The following is an 18,870-nucleotide window of genomic DNA, read 5'->3' as shown; positions in this document are numbered from 1 at the left end:
AGACGGCCCCGGCTGCCGCGTCGGGGTGAGTTGACACCGGGAGCGGGGCGGGCGAGAGTCGCCGCTGATGGAGATCGACAACCTGACCCCGGCCGAACTGCGGGTGTGGCGTGCCTTTCCCCGGGGCGAGTCCGTGGACTTCCGCACCGGGGAGGACGAGGACACGGCACACGGCGCCGACTGGGAGTCCGAACGGACCGTGCGGGCAACGGTGTTGCGCGCCCTGCTGCTCAACGGCCCGCAGGAGGACGGTGAGATACCCGCGCTCAAGCTGTCGGGCGCCCGGATCACCGGCCTGCTGAACCTGCAGTACGGCACGGTCGTCCACGCCGTGCGGCTGAGCCACTGCTTCTTCGAGGACGCTCCGCTGCTGTACGGCTCCCGGCTGCGTCAGCTGAACCTGAGCAATTCCGTGCTGCCGGGGCTGGTCGCCGCCACGATGCGGATGGAGGGCGTCCTGCGGCTGACGGACTGCCAGGTGCGCGGGCCGGTGCGACTCGGCGGCGCGCAGATCGCCGGGGCGCTGTTCATGGACCGGGCGGAGATCACCCCGCCGGACACCACGGAGCCCGCGCTCCAGCTCAACCACGTGTCCATCGGCGACGACCTGTGGGCGCCCGGGCTGCGCACGCACGGGGAGGTACGTCTCAACGGCGCCTCGGTCGCCGGGTCGGTCAACCTCAACGACGCCCGCCTCAGCAACCCCGGCGACATCGTGCTCGACGCGCAGACGCTGGTCGTGGAGAGCGACTTCCACATGCGGCGCCTGGTCACGTTCGGCTGGATCGGGCTGCGGGGCGCCCGGATCGCGGGCCGCCTCGACCTGTCGTACGCACGCCTGTCGAATCCCGGCGACGCGGCGCTCAGGGCGAGCAGTTGCACCATCGGGGAGCTGTGGCTGCGCAAGGGCCCGCCCATGGAGGGCACCCTCACGCTGCGCCGCGCACAGATCGACGAGCTGTTCCTGGAACCTGAAGTGGTGCCCGACGAGGTCCAGTTCAACGGGCTCGTCTACACCTCGCTCACCCCGCAGGAGCCCACCGAGCGCCGGCTGCCGATGCTGGAGCGGGACCGCGAGGGCTATGTCCCGCACGCCTACGAGCAGTTGACCGCCGCCTACCGCCGGATCGGCGACGACCACGCGGCCCGCCTTGTCCAGCTCGCCAAGCAGCGCCGCCACCGCATGACGCTCCCCTGGTACGGGCGGCTGTGGGGCCGGGTGCAGGACGCCACCGTCGGCTACGGCTTCCACCCGCTGCGCGCCTGCGGCTGGCTGCTGTCACTGCTCGCCGTCGGCTCTGTCGCCTTCGCGCTGCACCATCCGCCGCCGCTGAAGGCGGACGAGGCCCCGGAGTTCAACCCGGTGTTCTACACGCTCGACCTGCTGCTGCCGGTGATCTCCTTCGGCCAGGAGAGTGCCTTCGCCCCGAAGGACGGCTACCAGGCGCTCTCCTATGCCCTCGTCATCGCCGGCTGGATCCTGGCCACGACGGTCTTCGCCGGCGTGACCCGGACCGTCAGCCGCCAGTGAGTCCCTTCACGATGTGCTGGGCGGCCAGGCGCACCGGCGCGTTCTGGGCGCCGTAGCCCCGGTAGCCGTCGCGCTGGACGAGCTCGAAGAAGACCCGGCCGACGGTGCGGGTGTAGCAGTGGCGGAACTCGCCGTGCGCGTCACGGTCGTAGAGGATGCCGAGTTCGCGGTACGTCTCCAGCTCGCCGTCGGCGAACTCGAACCGGGCGGCGAGATCGTCGTAGTAGTTGGCGGGGATCGGCAGCAGACGGCCGCCGGCCTCGACGAAGCGGCGGGCCGCGGCGACCACGTCGTCGGTGGCCAGCGCGATGTGCTGGGCGTGCACGGTGTCGTCGGTGGGGGCCGCTCCGACGCTGAGCGCGATGCGGATGCCTGCGTCGTCGTTGGTGACGGCGCGACTGCGCATCAGGCCGTAGGGGTCGGCGACGTCGACGCTCTCCTGGGCGCGCAGACCGAGCACGCTGCTGTGGAAGAGGGTCGCCTCGTCGAAGTGGTGCCAGGGCTGGACGAGTGCGAGGTGGTCGATGCGGGTCACTCCCGCGATCTGCTCGGCGTCCCCGGTCTCCTCGAAGTCGGCCCGCCAGTTGGGGAGTTCGGGCCGGTCCGTGGCGCAGAAGAAGAGTTCCGTGCCGTCGGGGGCCGCCACCGCGTCCAGCGGGGCGTCCTCCAGGGCGCGGCGGCGCGGCAGCACGGGGGCGAGCAGGGCCTCGGCGCGGCGGGCGGCGGCCGGCGGGTCCGGGAACTCCAGGCCGATCGCGGCGAGCTGGGTGCCGTCGCGGCGCACGGCCGGTCCGGTGTTGACCAGCAGCCGGGCCTCGCCCTGCTGCCACAGGTGGACGGGTTTGCTGCGGTGCCTGGCGGTGCGGGCGAAGCCCAGCGCGCGCAGGAGCGCCTGGACGGGCTCGGCGTCCGGAGTGACCAGTTCGGCGAAGGCGACACCCGTGGGGACGACGGGTGCGGGCGGTGCGGCCACGCCCACCTCCTCCTGGAGGACCAGGAGGGAGCGCCGGGCGTCGACGGCCGTCGGGCCGGCCTCGGCCTGGCGGAAGACGTCGTTGAAGACCTCGAGGGAGAGCGGGCCGTCGTATCCGGTGCTCAGTACGTGCTGGACGAGCCCGGCGACGTCGAAGCCGCCCTGACCGGGGAAACAGCGGTAGTGGCGGCTCCACTGCAGGACGTCCATCGCGAGCAGCGGGGCGTCGGCCAGCTGGAGGAAGAAGATCTTCTCGCCGGGGATGTCCGCGATGCCCTTGGGATCGGAGCCCCGGGACAGGATGTGGAAGCTGTCGAGGCAGGTGCCGAGCGCGGAGTGGCCGGCCGTCTCGACGATCCGCCAGGCGTGGTCGTACGTGCTGACGTGCCGTCCCCAGGCGAGCGCCTCGTAGGCGACCCGCACGCCGGAGTCCCGGGCGAGGTCGGCCAGCCGGCTCAGCTGCTCGGCGGCGAGCGCGTCGTCGTCGATACCGAGCGGGGAGACGCTGGAGCAGACGAGGACGGTGTCGGCACCGAGCCTGCGCATCAACTCGAACTTGTGCCGGGCGCGGCGAAGGTTGCGCGCGAACTCCTCCTCCGGCACGGCCTCGATGTCCCGCATCGGCTGGTAGAGGTCGATGGTGAGGCCGAGGTCCTCGCAGCGGGCGCGGATCTCCTCGGGCGTGAGGGGGCTCGCGAGCAGGTCGTTCTCGAAGATCTCGACACCGTCGAACCCGGCCCGCGAGGCGGCCGTCAGCTTCTCGGTGAGGGACCCGCTCAGAGAGACAGTGGCAATGGATGTACGCATGAGCCGAGCTCCTTCAAGATGCCGAACTGCAGCGCCCCGACAGGGGCGCGGGGCTGTATCGATATGCGGCTCCGCCGCGTGGGCGCGACCAGCGGCGACCGGTCCGCACCCGTCACACGACCTAACCCGCCGAGCTCTCGACAACCCCGGCCATCTCCGCGATGTCCGCAAGCATCCGGACACTGTCGGGCTCACGCCCGGTGAAGAGACGGAACGCATCCACGGCCTGGAACACAGCCATCCCACCCCCGTCCAAAGTGGCGCAGCCAATCGCCCGCGCCGTGCGCAGCAGCTCCGTCTCCAGCGGCCGGTAGACCACCTCGGCGACCCACAGCCCGGGGTGGAGCGAGTCCGCGGAGAACGGCAGCCCGGGATGCGCGGCCATGCCCGTGGGGGTGGCATGGACGACACCATCGGCCTTGGCAAGCAGGTCCGACAGCAGGTCGGGGGTTGCGGCGGCCGCCCTCCCCTCACCGAAGTGACCGTTCAGGGAAGCGGCCAGATCCGCGGCCCGGTCGGCCAACGCGTCCACGACGGTGACCCGCTCGGCGCCGAGGGTGAGCGTGGCATGCGCCACGGCCGCCCCCGCCCCGCCCGCGCCCAGCTGCACGACCCGCTCCAGCGGAGCATCCGGCAGCCCGCGCGCGAAGGACGCGGCGAAGCCGGTCACGTCGGTGTTGTGGCCGACGGTCCGGCCGTCCTCGAAGACGACGGTGTTGACCGCGCCCAGCGCCTCGGCCTGCGGGGAGAGCGCGTCCAGGTGCTCGATGACGAGCTGCTTGCACGGGTGCGTGATGTTGAGCCCGTCGAAGCCGAGGTCACGGGCGGCCCGCACCAGATCGCCGACCGCCTCCGGTGGCACACCGAGCGTGTCGATGTCGATCAGCCGGTACAGATAGCGCAGCCCCTGCCGGTCGGCCTCCCGCTCGTGCAGCGCCGGGCTGAGGGAGGGGCCGATACCGGAACCGATCAGACCGACGAGATACGAGTCCTTGGCCACGGCGGACCTCCTGAGCGCTGGCTAATGTACGAACTAGTACGTTAGCTATATCAGCATCGGACGCCCCCGGGAAGCCCCCGGCCGGGAACCCGGGAGCTCCGGCGGCGGCAGGCTTCTAGAATCTGCGGCACTGACCCATGGCCCGAAGGAACCCGATGACCAGCGTCGAAGAACCGGCACGACCCAACGGGCGCATCCGTGACGCCGCGCGCACCCAGGCCGAGATCCTCGACGTCGCCACACAGGAGTTCGCCCGAGCCGGCTTCGCCGGTGCCCGGGTCGACGAGATCGCCGCCCGCACCCGGACCACCAAGCGGATGATCTATTACTACTTCGGCGGCAAGGAGCAGCTCTTCACCGCCGTCCTGGAGCGGGCGTACGGCGTGATCCGCGAGGCCGAGCAGCAGCTCGACGTCGAGCACCTGGACCCGGTCGCGGCCATCCGGCGCCTCGCGGAGGTCACCTTCGACCACCATGAGCAGCATCCGGACTTCATCCGCCTGGTGAGCATCGAGAACATCCACGGGGCGGAGCACATCGCCTCCTCCGAGAAGCTCGGGAAGATCGGTTCACCCGCCCTCGACGTGATCCGGCAGATCCTGGCACAGGGGCAGAAGTCGGGCCTGTTCACGGCCGACGTCGACGCCGTCGACCTGCACGCGATGATCAGTTCCTTCTGCTTCTTCCGGGTCGCCAACCGGCATACGTTCGGCGCCCTGTTCGGCCGCGACCTCATCGACCCGGCGCAGCGCGAGCACTACCGGACCATGCTCGGCGACATGGTGATCGCGTACCTGACCGCGGACCGCGCCACGGACTGACCTCCGGCCGGCCTACGCGGACCTGCGGGAAGATCCTTTTCCCCGGACCTCTTGACACGAGGGAAACGCCAGCGCAACATCCGTAGGCAACCGCTACTAACTACCCAGTGGGTTAATTAGCCGGGAGCCGAGGACGCGCAGAGCCGTTCCGGGCTGCGTCCCGGCAGAGCCGCCGACCCGTCACCCCAGGGATCCGGCACTACCTCCCCTCCGCTCACTCCGCTTACGTTGGAGTTCCCTCGAAGGAGCAACGCCGTGTCCGTCCCCGCCGAAGCCGTCGGGCAGCCGAAAAAGGCAGCCACTGCCGCCTGGATCGGCAGCGCCCTGGAGTACTACGACTTCTTCATCTACGGCAGCGCGGCCGCGCTGATCTTCCCGAAGGTGTTCTTCGACGAGTCCGACCCCGCCACCGCGACCCTGCTGTCGCTGGCCACGTTCGGCGTCGCCTACGCGGCCCGCCCGATCGGCGCACTCTTCCTCGGCCACTTCGGTGACAAGCTCGGCCGCAAGAAGATCATGGTCTTCACGCTGATCCTGATGGGCGTGTCGACGTTCCTCATCGGCTGTCTGCCGACCCGCGACCAGGTCGGCACCCTCGCGCCGGTCCTGCTGGTGCTGTGCCGTGTCCTGCAGGGCATCTCGGCGGCCGGTGAGCAGGCCAGCGCCAACTCGATGACCCTGGAACACGCCCCGGCGCACAAACGCGGCTTCTTCACCAGCTTCACCCTCAGCGGCACCCAGGGCGGCCAGCTCATCGCCACCCTGGTCTTCATCCCGGTCGCGGCCCTCCCCGAGGACCAGCTGCTGTCCTGGGGCTGGCGCGTCCCGTTCTGGGCGAGTGTCGCGGTCGCCGTGGTCGGCTTCGTCATCCGCCGCAAGCTCGAGGAGACGCCGGCCTTCACGAAGCAGACGGCGACCGAGGGTGTCGTGAAGCTGCCGCTGGTCGTGCTGCTGCGCGAACACTGGGCGGACGTGCTGCGGGTGATCGGGGGCGCGCTCGTCGCCTCGGTCTCGACGATCTTCACGGTCTGGGCCCTCGCCTACGCGACCAGCGACTCGGTCGGCATGTCCCGCTCCTCCATGCTGTGGGTGGGCGCGCTCGCCAACCTCGTCGCGCTCGCCGCGATCCCGCTGTGGGCCACGCTGTCGGACCGCATCGGCCGGCGCCCGGTGTTCCTGATCGGCGCCGCGGGCAGCGCGGTGATGATGTTCCTCTACCTGTGGTCGATCTCCACGGGCTCCTACCCGCTGACCCTGCTGCTCGGCATCATCACCTTCGGTGTGGTCTACAGCGCCGCGAACGGTGTGTGGCCCTCCTTCTACGGCGAGATGTTCTCCACCCGGGTCCGGCTGTCCGGCATGGCGATCGGCACGCAGATCGGCTTCGCCGTGGCCGGCTTCGCGGTCACCTTCGCCGCGCAGATCGCGGGCCCCGACGGCGACGACTGGTTCTCGGTGGCTCTGTTCACCGCGGCCCTGTGCGTCCCGCCGGTGATCGCCGCCATCTCGGCCCGCGAGACCCACAAGGTCCCGACGGAGGACCTCGGCACGCGTACGCCCCAGCAGGCGTCCCAGCCCGAGACGGTCTCCGCCTGACGACACCGCCCCGCACACCCCCGAGTCCCCGGACGCCGCGAAGGCTCCGGGGACTCGGGCGTTTCGCCGTCCTTACGGCCTCGGGTGCCGAGGCTCGTACAGGGCGACCTCGCCGCCGCCCGGGAGCCGGAACCCCGTCACCCGGCCCCAGCCGGCGTCCTGCGTCGGGCGTGTGAACTCCACCCCCTTCACGGCGAGTTCGGCGGTTGTCGCATCGAGGTCGTCGCACATCAGCATCAGTTCGTGCGACGGCTCGCCATCGGTCGGATGGCAGGCCACCTCGGCGGGCGGTGCCTTGAAGATCAGCCAGCCGTGTCCGGCGTCGACATGCCCCCAGCCGAGGACATCACTGAAGAAGGCGCGGTCCGCCTCCACGTCGCGGGTGTAGATCACCACATGCGCCCCATTGATCACGCGCGGAGGCTAGTCCGGCGCGGGGCGAGCGGCAAGCACCGACGCCCGCGCGCCAGGAAGCTCCGCCCCGTTGACAGATGACGTTTTACGCAAGAACATCGGCCGAAACGAGCAGAAAAGAACAGCACTGCGGCACGGCAACCCCATGACCCGCCCGGGCTCTCCCGCCTTACGCAGAAGGACATGAGTGGTGCGCATCCTTTTCCGCAAGTACGGCTGTCTGCCGGCCGCCGCTCTGACGGTGGCCCTGCTTCCCCCGGCCACCGCCCACGCGGCGGGCCCGCACGTCTCGGAAGCCGGGGACGCGGTCACCCTCTCCGTGCCGCCCTCCCGTGGCTCCCCCGGGTACTCCGTCTCCGTGCCGACCGACTCCCAACTCGCCCTGACCACAAGAAGATCGGGCCGCACGGTCCTCACCACCGGCGCCGACGCCCTCCGCTTCGACGCGGCAGGCGCCTCGCAGCACGCCACGACGCTCACCGGCTGGTCCTGGCACGACGGCGTGCTGACCCTGACGGCGGACACGACCCTCACGGGCGCCCGGGTCGAGGCCCGGCTGACCCCCACATCGGACCGCTACCAACTGACCTGGGACGTCAAGGGTGTTCAGTCCACCGCACTCGGCCTCACCTACGACCTCGCCTCCGCCGGGCACTGGTACGGCCACGGCGAGACCAGCACGCCCTCGGGCGGCCCGTACACCGACCAGCCCTGGCCGCTGGACGCCGGGGAGGTCGAGCAGGAGGACTTCAGCGCGGCCTCGTACCAGATGGTGGATCCCTTCTGGTACACGGCGAGTTCGGCCGGGCTGTACGTCGACACCGGCGACACGATGGACGTGTCCGTCAATGGCGGAGGGGACGGTCTCGGGCGCTTCACCGTCGAGTCCGGCGACACGTACAAGGCCACGGTGTTCGTCGAGTCGACCCCGCGTGACGTCTACCGCGACTACATCGGCATCGTGGGCAGGCCGAGGCAGAGCGACGCGACCTACGAGCAGTACGCCGAGCCGCTGTGGAACTCGTGGGCGCAGTTCTACACGAAGGTCAATCAGGAGAAGCTGCTCGACTACGCAACCGACCTGCACGACAACGGACTTGACGGCCACACCGTGCAGCTCGACGACAAGTGGGAGTCGAACTACGGGAACATGACCTTCGACCCGGAGGCCTATCCCGACCCGAGGGCGATGTCGGACCGAATCCACGACCTGGGCCACGACTTCGGTCTCTGGGTCACCCTCTGGATCAACCTCGACTCGACGAACTACCAGTACGCGGCCGACCACGACTATCTGCTGCACGATGCCGACGACCCCACCAAACCCTGCACCGTCACCTGGTGGAACGGCACCGCCGGCATCGTCGACCTCGCCAACCCCGAGGCGAAGGCCTGGTACCAGGACAACCTCCGGAAGCTGATGGACACTTACCGCGTCGACGGCCTGAAATTCGACACCCGCTTCTTCGACGACCACTGCGCCGGACGCGACGGCAACACCCGCACCGACTACCAGCGCCTCGGTTCCGAACTCGCCGACTCCTACGACCTCCAGGGCGCCGGAATCCGCGTCCACTGGGGCACCGCCGCGCACGAGGCCGGCTTCGTCGTCCGGCAGATCGACAAGGGCACGAGCTGGAACTCCCTGAAGGCGTCCGTCGCCCAGAATCTCGCCCTGTCCACGATCGGCTACCCCTTCGTCGAGACCGACATGATCGGCGGCTCCGGCGGGCAGCCCGCACCGACGAAGGAGGTCCTGGTCCGCTGGGCCCAGTCGGCGTCGTACATGCCCCTGATGTACGCCTCCACCTCCCCCGTGGACACCACAGACGTGACGACGGGTCAGAAGGTCGACTACGACCAGCAGACCGTCGACCTGTACCGCGAGGCGATCGCCCGCCACGAGCGGCTCGCGCCCTACATCTGGGACCAGGTGCAGCAGACGCTCAGGACGGGCGATCCGATCGTCCGGCCGCTGTTCTTCGACTTCCCGCAGGACAAGGCGAGTTACACGGTCGCCGACGAGTGGATGCTCGGCCCGGCGGTGCTCGCCGCGCCCAACCTGACCTCCGCCCCGACCCGGGACATCCATCTGCCGCCCGGCACGTGGTACGACGTCACCCGCGGTACGGAGATCAGGGGCCCGGCGATGCTGAAGTCGTACGCGACACCGCTCACCGTCACACCCGCCTTCGTGAACCTCCGCGCCGAAGGCGCAGCCAAGGCCCTGCGCGCACTGCGCTGACCTGGGGGCCTCGGGGAGGCAGACCACCGCGCACTCCGGCCGATTTCAGGGGCGGCCGGGGTGCGCGGACCGCACGTCGACATCGGCGGGCCCCCAGCTTCCCGGTCGCCGAGACCGCCTCGCGAGATGCCGTCAGCCTCCTCGGCAACACCCGTCCCATCAGCAGGAACGGCCGCTGCCCCGGCGTATACGCTCGCTCTCGGCGGCCGTACGAAACGCACAGGCGAACAGGGGGAGTTCGGGGTGCAGGCGCTGCGCGAGACGGATCCTCGGCGGATCGGCCCGTACGAGGTCCTGGGCAGACTCGGTGCGGGCGGCATGGGTGAGGTGTATCTCGCCGAGTCGCCCACCGGTCTGCGGCTCGCGGTGAAGGTGGTGCGCGCCGAGCACGCGGAGGACCGGACCTTCCGGGCCCGGTTCCGCCAGGAGGTGCGGGCCGCGCAGACCGTCGGCGGGGCCGGGACGTACGTCGCGCGGGTCGTGGACGCGGACACCGAGGGTGAACAGCCGTGGATGGCAACGGAGTTCGTCGACGGGCCGAACCTGCGCGACGCCGTCCTCGACCACGGTCCGCTGCCCGGGGACGCGGTGCGGGTGCTGGCCGCCGCCCTGGCCGAGGCGCTCGTCGCGATCCACTCCCGGGGCATGGTGCACCGGGACCTCAAACCGTCCAACATCCTGCTGGCGGCGGACGGTCCGCGCGTCATCGACTTCGGGATCGTACGGGCCCTGGAGGCGACCGCCCTGACCCGTACCGGGGCGGTGGTCGGCTCGGTCGGCTATGTCTCGCCCGAGCAGATCCGCAACAACGGGCAGGTCGGGCCGCCGAGCGACGTGTTCGCGCTGGGCGCGGTCCTCGCGTACGCGGCCGCCGGGCGCGAGCCGTTCGGCGAGGGCAAGGACGCGGTGATCCTGATGCGCGTCCTCACCCGGGACTTCGACCTGTCCGGGGTGCCGGAGGACATACGGGGGTCGGTCGAGCCCTGCCTTCGGGAGGAGCCGGAGCAGCGGCCCACTCCCGGGGAGGTGATGTCGGCGGTGGGACACACGGCACGGTCGCTCCGCGAGAGCGTACGGCCCGGGTGGTACACGGCCGCCGGGGCCGGGCCCTCCGAGGACGCCGAGCGGTGGCTTCCGGACCGCGACTCGGGCGAGCGGGAGAGCCGGGTGGAGTACCTGGCGCCCTTGACGGTCACCGACGTCCCCGCCGCCGTGCCCACTGCACCGTCACGGCGCCGGCTGCTGCGAGGACTCGGGGCCGGGGCGCTCCTCGCGGCCGGGGCCGGTACCGGCGGATGGCTGTGGCTGCGCGACGGGGACGGGGACGGCGGCAGGAACCCCAGGTCGGTGGAGGCCCCGGTCGTGGCCTGGACACAGGCCACCAGCGAGCTGACCACCGGGGGTGGGGACGGTCCCTGTGTCGCGCTGTCGCCCGAGGGCGACACGGTGTACGCCGGGGGCAACGACGGCAAGCTGTACGCCCTCACCCGGGCCGGCGGGGCGCTCTGGACCGCAGATCTGGGAGCTCCGGTCACATCGCCCGTGGCCACGGCCGACGTCGTCTGCTGTCTGGTGGCCTCGTCCTCCGGCACGGGCACGGAGGCGTGCGCGCTCGATCCGAAGGGGCGGGTGCTCTGGAGGCATGCCATCGAAGAGAGCGAGGACATGCTTCCCGTGGCGGCGGGCAGCCTGGTGCTCGTGACGACCGGCCACGAGGGGACCGCGGGAAGGGTCCGCGCATACCGGCCGGACGGCGGCGTGGCCTGGGAGACACGGAATCTGGAGGTCAGCCGCGAACCCCTCGTGGCGAACGGTGTGGCCTACCTCGCCACCCGGGACGACGAGGTGGTCGCCTTGAACGCCACGGACGGGACACAGCTGTGGAACGTCCCGGCCGGCACCTCCCCCGGGCGCCCCGCGCTCGTCGGCGACACCCTCGTCGTCGGCTCCGACAGCGACGAGAACGTGCACGGCATCAGCCTGACGGGCCAGGCGCGGTGGCACGTCGCGAACACCGACGTGGCCCCCCGGGAGTACGGGTACGCCACGTACACGGACTTCACGGCCTTCGGAGACGTGGCCCTCACCAGACATGCGGGTCCGCTCGTGGCCGTCGACCCGGCCGACGGGTCGACGGCATGGACGTTCGAGGGCACGGACGAGGTGGAAACCGACCCGACCGTTTTCGGAGAGACGGCCTACGTGGTTCTCGACCGGATGCTGTACGGGGTGGACCGGAACGGCATACGGCAGCGGACGGTGCGCCTGACCAAGCTGATACTCGACACGTCCCACCGGCCCGTCGTGTCGGGCAAGGGCGACCGCGTGTACCTGGGCGGCGAAGGCGGCATCATCGCCCTCGACCTGCCGGACTAGCCCGAAGCCGGCGGCGCTTCAGCCCCGGTTCGCCCCCGCCGGAATCCCGTAGGCCCGCTCCACCCTCAGCCGCAGCACCAGCCTGCGATCGCGCACCATCGCGGCCCGGTAGTCGTCCCAGTCCGGGTGCTCGCCCTGCACGTCACGGTAGAGCCGGATCAGCTCCTCGACCGTCTCGTCGTACGGGTCCTTCGCCACGGGCGAGAGATCGGCCGCCCCCTCGGCGACCGTGTACGCCCGACGGTCGGCGCCGGTCACGTGGTACGACGTCCGCGGATCCCGGCGCAGATTGCGGGTCTTGGCGCGGTCGTCGGTGATCGAGACCCGGATGAGCCGCTCGTCCGGGTAATAGGCGTGGGTGACGTTCGACAGCTGGGGGCGGCCGTCGCGCTTGAGGGTGACCAGCACCCCACCGTGTCCCTGGGAGAGCAGTTCGAGCAGTGCGTCCTGCGTCGCGTCCTGAGTCATGTCTGGATCAACCGGCTCGGGAGGCTTCCACATTCCCCGCGTAGACACTGTCTACGCATCTGCGGTAGACAGTGTCCATGCACGCATCGGAGACCGGACTGCGGGCCCGCCTCGTCGACGTGGGCGTCGATCTGGTCGCCCGCGAGGGCGCCCAGGCACTCACCCTCCGGGAGATCGCGCGCCGGGCGGGCGTCTCGCACGGGGCGCCGCGCCGCTACTTCCCCACCCACCTGGAGCTGCTGTCGGCCATCGCGCGCCGCGGCTTCGCCGAGCTGGCGGTGCGGGCCGCGGCCGCGGTCGGCGACGGAACGGCGGACCCTCGCGCCCAGCTCACAGCCCTGGCGCACTGCTACCTGCGGTTCGCGCTCGACAACCGCGGGATGTACGAGCTGATGTTCCGTCACGATCTGCTGGAGAGCGGCCATTTGGGTCTCAGGGACACCAGCCTCCCGCTGTTCGGACGCCTGGTGGAGCTGGTCGGCCGGGCCCGCCCCGACGCGGACGCCCGGCTCGTCGCGGGCGCGCTGTGGGCGAACCTGCACGGCATCGCCCAGCTGTGGGGCTGGGGCAGCCTCCAACTCTCCACGGGTGCCGACGACTTCGTACCCCTGCTGCGGTCGGCCCTGGACGCGCACCTGGGCCGGGAGGACGCGTGAACCGGCAGCGCGCCGTGGCCTTCGCGAGCAGCGTGGCCGGGGCGGTGATCGTCGCGTTCGACGGCACCGTCCTCACGGTCGCGCAGCCCACCCTGCGCCACGATCTGGGTGCCTCCGTCGCGCGGGTCCAGTGAACCAGTACCGGATATCTCGTCGCGGTGGCCGGGCTGTTGGTGTTCGCGGGGCGGCTCGGCGACCGGTACGGCCACCGGCGGCTCTTCGCCGTCGGCATGCTCGGCTTCGGGGCGGCGTCGGCGGGCATCGGGCTGGCCCCAGGCATCGGCTGGGTGATCGGACTGCGCGTCGTGCAGGGGGTGTTCGGTGCGCTGCTGCAGCCGGCCACGCTGGGGATGCTGCGGGCCGCGTTCCCGCCCGACCGGCTGCGGCTGCCGATCGCCGTGCGGACCGCCGCGATCGGGGTGGCGGCCGCCGCCGGGCCGGTACTGGGCGGGGCGCTGGTGGCCGGGCCGGGCTGGCGGGCGGTGTTCTTCCTCAACATCGTGCCCGCCCTGGTGTTCGGGGTGCTCGCCCTGGCCGTGGGCGGGCCGGAGCAGGTCCGGCCCGTCCGACTGGACCTGCCCGGCGCGCTGTTGCTCGCGGTGACCCTGGCCGGTCTGGTGCACGGGCTGGTCGCGCTGCCGGAGGCCGGGGGGAGGACGGCGGGCGAGCTCGCCCTGGTGGCGGCGACGGGGGCGGTCTTCGTACGGCACGAGCGCCGTACCGCGAGCCCGCTGCTCCCGCCGGACCTCGTGGGCTCCCCGACCGTCGGCTCGGCGCTCGGCACCCTGGTGGCCGCGTCGGCGGCCCTGTCCGGCACGCTGTTCGTCGCGACGTACGTCCTCCAGGACACCCTCGGCCTCGACCCGCTCCAAAGCGCCCTGCGCAGCCTGCCGTTGGCGGTGTTGATGGTGGTCGCCGCGGCCGGGTGCGCCGTACCGCTGCGCCGCGCCGGCGCCCGCCGTACGGCCGTGGCGGCGATGGCCGTCCTCGCTCTCGGGATCCTGGTCCTGTCCCGGGCCTCGGGGACGTTCGGGCTGTGTGCCGGATTCGCGCTGCTGGGCGCCGGGTTCGGCACGGTGATGGTGGCGGCCACCGAGGTCGTCGTACGGCAGGCCGCCGTCGAGTCGGCCGGGGTGGCGGGCGGGCTGCAGCAGACCGCGATGAACGTCGGGCCGACGCTGGGCGTGGCGACGGCGGCCGCCCTGATGGGGCTCGGCGGTGGCCCGGAGCCGGCGTTCGCCGTCCTGGCGCTGGTGGCCGTGGCCGGTGCGGTGGCGGGCGGTGTCCTGCCGGGACGTGGCACAACCGCGATCGTCGATCACGGCCAACCCCGGTACCGGCGCGGTGTTCCTGCGCGACGATGATGTCTGAGGTCGTTCCGGCGGGGTAAATGCCGGAACGCACCTGGACGAGTGCGACGGAGGAGAGCGATGGCACAGCTGCGGCAAGAGGTCGACCCGGGCGAGGTGGGGCTGGACGTGAAGGCCCTGGACCGCCTCGACCAGCACTTCGCTCACTACGTCGACGAGGGACGTCTGCCCGGCTACCTCGTGTCCGTCTCCCGGGGCGGACGCGTCGCCCACCTCACGACGCACGGTCATCGCGACCTCGCCGCCGGACTCCCCGTCGAGGCGGACACCCTGTACCGGATCTACTCGATGACCAAACCGGTCACCGCGGTCGCCGCGCTGCTGCTGGTGGAGGAGGGCCGGCTGTCGCTGGACGATCCGGTCGGCCGGCACATCCCGGCCTTCGCCGACCCGCAGGTGTACGTGAGCGGTTCGGGTGCCGACACCAGGACCCGCCCGGCCGCCGGACCACTGCTGATCCGGCACCTGATGACCCACACCGCGGGTCTGACCTTCGCCTTCTACCACTCCCACCCCGTCGACGCCCTGTACCGCGAGGCCGATCTGGAGTCCTCGGTGGTGCCGGGCTCGAACCTGGCCCACACGGTCGACGTGTACGCGAGCCTGCCGCTGCAGTTCGAGCCGGGCACGCAGTGGAACTACTCGGTCGCCTCCAATGTCCTGGGCCGGGTCATCGAGGTGGTGTCCGGGCAGCCCCTCGACACGTTCTTCGCCGAGCGGATCTTCGGCCCGCTCGGGATGCCCGACGCGGGCTTCCGCGTCGCGGACGAGCACGCGGGCAGACTCTCCGAGTTGTACGGCGAGAAGGACGACGGCGGCATCGAGCCGATCCCCGGACTGCCGCTGCGCGGCGGCCGGCCCCGTTTCCTGTCCGGCAGCGGCGGCATGGCGGCCTCCGCGTACGACATCCACCGCTTCTCGGAGTTCCTGCGGCGCCGGGGCGAACTCGACGGCGTCCGCCTCCTCGCCCCCGGGACGGTGGACCTGATGACCTCCAACCACCTCCCCGGCGGCGCCGACCTGCGCGCCTTCGGCAGCCGCCCGGCCCACGACGAGCCCGGCAACGACGGCGTCGGCTTCGGCCTCGGGGTCTCCGTGGTGATCGACCCCGAGCGCACGCAGGCGCCCACCGGGCTGGGCACGTACGGCTGGAGCGGGGTGGCGAGCACGACGTTCTGGGTCGACCCGAGCCGTGATGTGTCCGTGCAGTTCATGACGCAGGTGCGCCCGAAGACGCTGAGGCTCTTCCCGGACCTCAGACGGCTGGTCCACGAGGCGATCACCGACTGAGGCGGCGCCCGGTCGTCCACCGAGGCGCCGCCGGGTCGTCTACTGGTCGACGCGCAAGGTGAAGTCGACGCCTTCCCGGGCGAGTTCACCCAGCCACTCCTGGGACCGGGCCGCCGTCTCGGCGGCACGGTTCAGCCCCGGCGGCAGCGAGCCGTCCAGGACGTGCCGCACACCCAGGGCCAGGGTCCGGGAGACGCAGCGGGCCATCGCGCTGTCCTCCTCGTCTCCCACCAGGTCGAGGAGGTAACTGCCCGACCACGTCCGCCCCGTCTCCCCGCGCACCTCCAGGGACACGGCGAGGACGACACGGTCGCGGTCGGCCTCCGTGGTCGGGTACCTGGCCGCCAACTCCTGTGCCAGGGCTGCGATCCGGGCGTCGTCGCCGGCCTTCAGCTCCTCGAACACGGCGTCCCAGGCGCGGAGCCAGCCCTCCAGACGCAGGGTGCCGCGCACGAAGGTCAGCGGCTTCCACCCGTTCGGCAGTCCGTACTGCTCGACGAAGGGCAGGCTGTCGCGGTTGGGGTAGACCTCGAAGGCCTCCCCGTCGACGACGTGCGGCCGGGTCGCCTCCCAGGGGCGGTCCGCGGTGGTCCCGGCACCGTCCTCGATGTAACGGGCGGGCGAGCGCAGGGCGTTGAGGACTCCGGCGGGGGCCCAGCTGAAGCGGTACCTGAAGTCGTTCGGGACCGCGGGGACACCGCCGCAGTACGAGGTGAGGCGGTACGACGCCGCCGTCGCGTCGCCGATCGCCTCCCGGGCCCGGGCGACGAGGCCGTGTGCGAAGAGGTGGTCGATGCCCGGGTCGAGGCCGGCCTCGGTGAGGACGACGACCCCGGCCTTCTCGGCCTCGGGCACCTGCTCCAGAACAGCGTCGGACACATAGCTGGAGCAGGCGAAGTGGGCCTTCTCCCGGACGCAGGCGGCCAGGATCCCCGCGTGCTCGGGCGCGGGCAGCATCGACACCACGACGTCCCCGGGCGCGAGTTCGGCCGTGAGCGCGGACAGCGTGTAGGCGCGGGGCTCGGCCCGGCCGGCGAGCCCCAGCCCGTCGAGGGCCTGCGCCGCGCGTTCCTCGGTGCGGTGCCACAGCCGTACGCGCTCGGCCGTGTCGCACAGCCGGGCCAGCCCGCTGCCCGTGGACAGTCCCGCGCCGATCCAGTGGACGGTGCCGCTCGCCGGAACCAGGTCAGACATTGCGGAACTCCCCTTCTTCGATGCCGAGTTCACGGCAGGCCTGGTGGAACCGGTCCAGACAGCGCCCCCAGGGCCCGCCGGCCTCGAAGTCGAGGAGCTGGGGCAGCAGGGACGCGGAGAAGTCGGTGCTGGACTCCCTCGGCAGCAGGGACGGCAGGTTGTCGATGGCGATCAGGTCGAGGGGCGGTTCCTTGCGCAGCCCGCGGACCGGGTCCGTCCAGTCGGTGGTGCGGTCGTAGACCGGCAGGACGTTCAGGGGCGAGCCGACGTCGCAGGTGACGTCACAGACGGTGCGCAGCCGGCGGTCCGGGTCGTCGAGGTCCTGCTCGCGGAGGAAGGGCGGAATGGGCGTGGTGGCGAGCACCGCGTTCACCAGCACGTCGTGCCGGAGCAGGGCGGGGCGGTCCAGATCCCTGGTCTCCTCCAGGTCCCAGCAGGTGGGTTCGACGCCGGCCACGGACAATGCGACGCGGGCACCCCGGCCGCTGCGGCCCAGGGCCCCGATCACCAGCGCGGTGAACTCCCCCTCCCCGGCGGCGGGTCGGAGGAGCTCGTCCAGCTCCTCCTTCGACGTGGGCGTGAGCGGTGCGACCAGCCTGCCCCGCTGCTGGAGCACGGCCAGGGCGGCGCCCAGGTAGCCGGCCCAGAACCCGAAGGCGGCGAGCCGGCGGCCGTTGTCGTCCACCAGGTACTCGAGGTCGAGGAGCGCCCCGCCCCCGGCGGCGAACCGCCGCAGCAGGTCGGCCGCCCCTGGCTGCTGCTTGTAGGCGTGCCCGAAGAAGATGTGCCGGTGCGTCAACTCGGCGGGCCCGTCGGGGAGTTCCTTCAGCCCTACGACGACGGCGTCCGCGGGCGCCGACACCCACGAGCCCGCGGGCACGACCCCGCAGCCGACCGCCTCGTACTCCTCGATCGGGAAGATCCGCTGCGGGGACTCCTCAACGGTCAGCGTCACCCCGCTCTCGACGAGCCGTCGGGCATCGGACGGCACGATCGGCGTGCGCCGCTCGGTGGAACGGACCTCGTGGCGGAGCCACAGGTGGAGCTCGGTCATACGCGGTGGGCCTCCGGGCGCGGGGCGCCGGCCGCGAACCGGCCGGCGCTCAACGGGCTGACGTCCACGAAGGGTACGACGACACCGGTCATCCGCATGATCACCGCTGCTCCCCCTTGGCCGCCTCGACGACGGCCCACGCCGCGGCCGCGTCCTGTATGCCGAGGCCGACGCTGTTGTAGTAGACGATGTCGGCGGGTCCGGCGCGTGCCACGAGCCGGCCGGTCAGCACGCCTCCCAGGGCCACGAGGTCATCGGCGGTCAGCAGCCCCGTGGCCAGCGCGTCCACGACCGGTCCGGCGTGCCCCGCCGCGGTCGCCGGGTCGTCGACGACGACGGCCGCCGACCGCCGTAGCACCGCGGTGTCCACCTCGCGGCGCGTGGGCTCGAAGGACCCCACGCTGACGACCGTACAGCCGGGCGCCAGCCACTCCCCGCGCACCACGGGCGTGGTGCTGAGCGTGCAGGCCGCCACCACGGACGCCCCGGTCACGGCCTGCTCGGCGGAGTCGGCCGCCTCGACGGCGAGGCCGAGTTCGGCCGCGAGCGTCTCGGCGGCGCGGGCGCGGTTCTCCGGGGTCGGACTCCACAGCCGAACGGACTTCAGGTCCCGCACCCGGGCGATCGCCCGGACATGGGCGAGGGCCTGGGTCCCCGAGCCGAGGACGGCCAGGTCCGCGCTGTCGGGCGTGGCCAGCACGTCGACGGCGACGGCGCTCGCGGCCGCGGTGCGCAGCGTGGTCACGGCGGTGCCGTCCATGACGGCGGCGAGACGGCCGGTCACCGGGTCGAGCACCGTCACGACGGCATGGATGGTCGGCAGCCCGGCCACCGCGTTGCCCGGGTTGACGCTGCCGATCTTCGCGACGGCCCCGGTGTCGGCGGACAGCCGGGAGAGGTACGCGAAGACCACGCTGTCGTCGAAGCGGCTCTGATGCATGATCTTCGCCGGCAGGTCGGCTTCCCCGGCGCCGAGCGCGGCGAAGGCCGCGCGCTGCGACGCGATGGCCGCGTCGGTGTCGAGGAGGCGCGCCACCTGCTGCCCGGAGAGGAAGAGGACGTCGTCGGTCATTCC

Annotated in this window: 14 protein-coding genes and 1 pseudogene; 8 read left to right on the top strand and 7 right to left on the bottom strand. The window is 71.8% G+C overall.

Annotation, left to right across the window (positions count from 1 at the left end; translation table 11 throughout):
* Nucleotides 1-67: 67 nt before the first annotated feature.
* The gene (locus tag IG08_RS0140550) at nt 68-1,531 is read left to right on the top strand and encodes a hypothetical protein (RefSeq protein ID WP_030615203.1); all 1,464 of its coding nucleotides are present in this window, start codon (nt 68-70) and stop codon (nt 1,529-1,531) included.
* Here the strand turns inward: IG08_RS0140550 and IG08_RS0140545 are convergent.
* The gene (locus IG08_RS0140545) at nt 1,518-3,311 is read right to left on the bottom strand and encodes a bifunctional sugar phosphate isomerase/epimerase/4-hydroxyphenylpyruvate dioxygenase family protein (RefSeq protein ID WP_030615202.1); all 1,794 of its coding nucleotides are present in this window, start codon (nt 3,309-3,311) and stop codon (nt 1,518-1,520) included. The genes IG08_RS0140550 and IG08_RS0140545 overlap by 14 nt on opposite strands.
* Nucleotides 3,312-3,432: 121 nt before the next feature.
* Entirely contained in the window at nt 3,433-4,311 is an 879-nt protein-coding gene (locus tag IG08_RS0140540; protein WP_030615201.1) for a shikimate dehydrogenase, read from the bottom strand.
* Between the two features lie 155 nt (nt 4,312-4,466).
* On the opposite strand from IG08_RS0140540, the gene IG08_RS0140535 reads away from it, so the two are divergent.
* Together IG08_RS0140535 and IG08_RS0140530 are read left to right on the top strand one after the other, a co-directional pair.
* Nucleotides 4,467-5,132: a TetR/AcrR family transcriptional regulator gene (locus tag IG08_RS0140535; RefSeq protein WP_030615199.1), complete on the top strand. Its 666-nt coding sequence runs from the start codon at nt 4,467-4,469 to the stop codon at nt 5,130-5,132.
* Between the two features lie 255 nt (nt 5,133-5,387).
* Complete coding sequence (locus tag IG08_RS0140530) at nt 5,388-6,728, top strand: MFS transporter (RefSeq protein WP_030615197.1); 1,341 nt, start codon at nt 5,388-5,390, stop codon at nt 6,726-6,728.
* Nucleotides 6,729-6,800: 72 nt separating this feature from the next.
* Here IG08_RS0140530 and IG08_RS0140525 read toward each other — a convergent pair whose 3' ends face one another.
* Entirely contained in the window at nt 6,801-7,142 is a 342-nt protein-coding gene (locus tag IG08_RS0140525) for a VOC family protein (protein WP_030615194.1), read from the bottom strand.
* A gap of 190 nt (nt 7,143-7,332) precedes the next feature.
* Here IG08_RS0140525 and IG08_RS0140520 point away from each other — a divergent pair, with 190 nt between their 5' ends.
* Together IG08_RS0140520 and IG08_RS0140515 are read left to right on the top strand one after the other, a co-directional pair.
* Nucleotides 7,333-9,387, top strand: a complete 2,055-nt coding sequence (locus IG08_RS0140520; RefSeq protein ID WP_030615191.1) for a glycoside hydrolase family 31 protein — start codon at nt 7,333-7,335, stop codon at nt 9,385-9,387.
* Nucleotides 9,388-9,630: 243 nt separating this feature from the next.
* Nucleotides 9,631-11,763 (top strand): serine/threonine-protein kinase, encoded by a 2,133-nt coding sequence (locus IG08_RS0140515; RefSeq protein WP_030615188.1) that lies wholly within the window; start codon nt 9,631-9,633, stop codon nt 11,761-11,763.
* Nucleotides 11,764-11,781: 18 nt separating this feature from the next.
* Here IG08_RS0140515 and IG08_RS0140510 read toward each other — a convergent pair whose 3' ends face one another.
* Nucleotides 11,782-12,231 carry a TIGR03618 family F420-dependent PPOX class oxidoreductase gene (locus IG08_RS0140510; protein ID WP_030615185.1) on the bottom strand — a complete coding sequence of 150 codons (450 nt, stop codon included), beginning with the start codon at nt 12,229-12,231 and terminating at the stop codon, nt 11,782-11,784.
* A 77-nt stretch (nt 12,232-12,308) separates the two neighbouring features.
* Here IG08_RS0140510 and IG08_RS60825 point away from each other — a divergent pair, with 77 nt between their 5' ends.
* The 3 genes and pseudogenes from IG08_RS60825 (at nt 12,309) to IG08_RS0140495 (ending at nt 15,547) form a co-directional block, all read left to right on the top strand.
* The gene (locus IG08_RS60825; RefSeq protein WP_030615182.1) at nt 12,309-12,887 is read left to right on the top strand and encodes a TetR/AcrR family transcriptional regulator; all 579 of its coding nucleotides are present in this window, start codon (nt 12,309-12,311) and stop codon (nt 12,885-12,887) included.
* Nucleotides 12,884-14,251, top strand: a pseudogene (locus tag IG08_RS54875) (MFS transporter). The gene IG08_RS60825 and the pseudogene IG08_RS54875 overlap by 4 nt, the downstream one beginning before the upstream one ends.
* A gap of 66 nt (nt 14,252-14,317) precedes the next feature.
* Nucleotides 14,318-15,547 (top strand): serine hydrolase domain-containing protein, encoded by a 1,230-nt coding sequence (locus IG08_RS0140495; RefSeq protein WP_030615179.1) that lies wholly within the window; start codon nt 14,318-14,320, stop codon nt 15,545-15,547.
* Nucleotides 15,548-15,586: 39 nt separating this feature from the next.
* Here IG08_RS0140495 and IG08_RS0140490 read toward each other — a convergent pair whose 3' ends face one another.
* From IG08_RS0140490 to IG08_RS0140475, 3 genes are all read right to left on the bottom strand, one after another.
* Nucleotides 15,587-16,741 (bottom strand): saccharopine dehydrogenase family protein, encoded by a 1,155-nt coding sequence (locus IG08_RS0140490; protein WP_030615176.1) that lies wholly within the window; start codon nt 16,739-16,741, stop codon nt 15,587-15,589.
* On the bottom strand, nt 16,734-17,795 hold the full coding sequence (locus IG08_RS0140485; RefSeq protein WP_030615173.1) for a saccharopine dehydrogenase: 1,062 nt from the start codon (nt 17,793-17,795) through the stop codon (nt 16,734-16,736). The genes IG08_RS0140490 and IG08_RS0140485 overlap by 8 nt, the downstream gene beginning before the upstream one ends.
* A gap of 100 nt (nt 17,796-17,895) precedes the next feature.
* Complete coding sequence (locus IG08_RS0140475; protein ID WP_030615170.1) at nt 17,896-18,867, bottom strand: ornithine cyclodeaminase family protein; 972 nt, start codon at nt 18,865-18,867, stop codon at nt 17,896-17,898.
* Between the last annotated feature and the right edge of the window lie 3 nt (nt 18,868-18,870).

It is taken from the genome of Streptomyces fulvoviolaceus (assembly GCF_000718165.1).
GTDB classification, from domain to species: Bacteria; Actinomycetota; Actinomycetes; order Streptomycetales; family Streptomycetaceae; genus Streptomyces; species Streptomyces fulvoviolaceus.
Note: the sequence above shows the minus strand (reverse complement) of the source record. Positions and strands in the feature narration are given on the sequence as shown.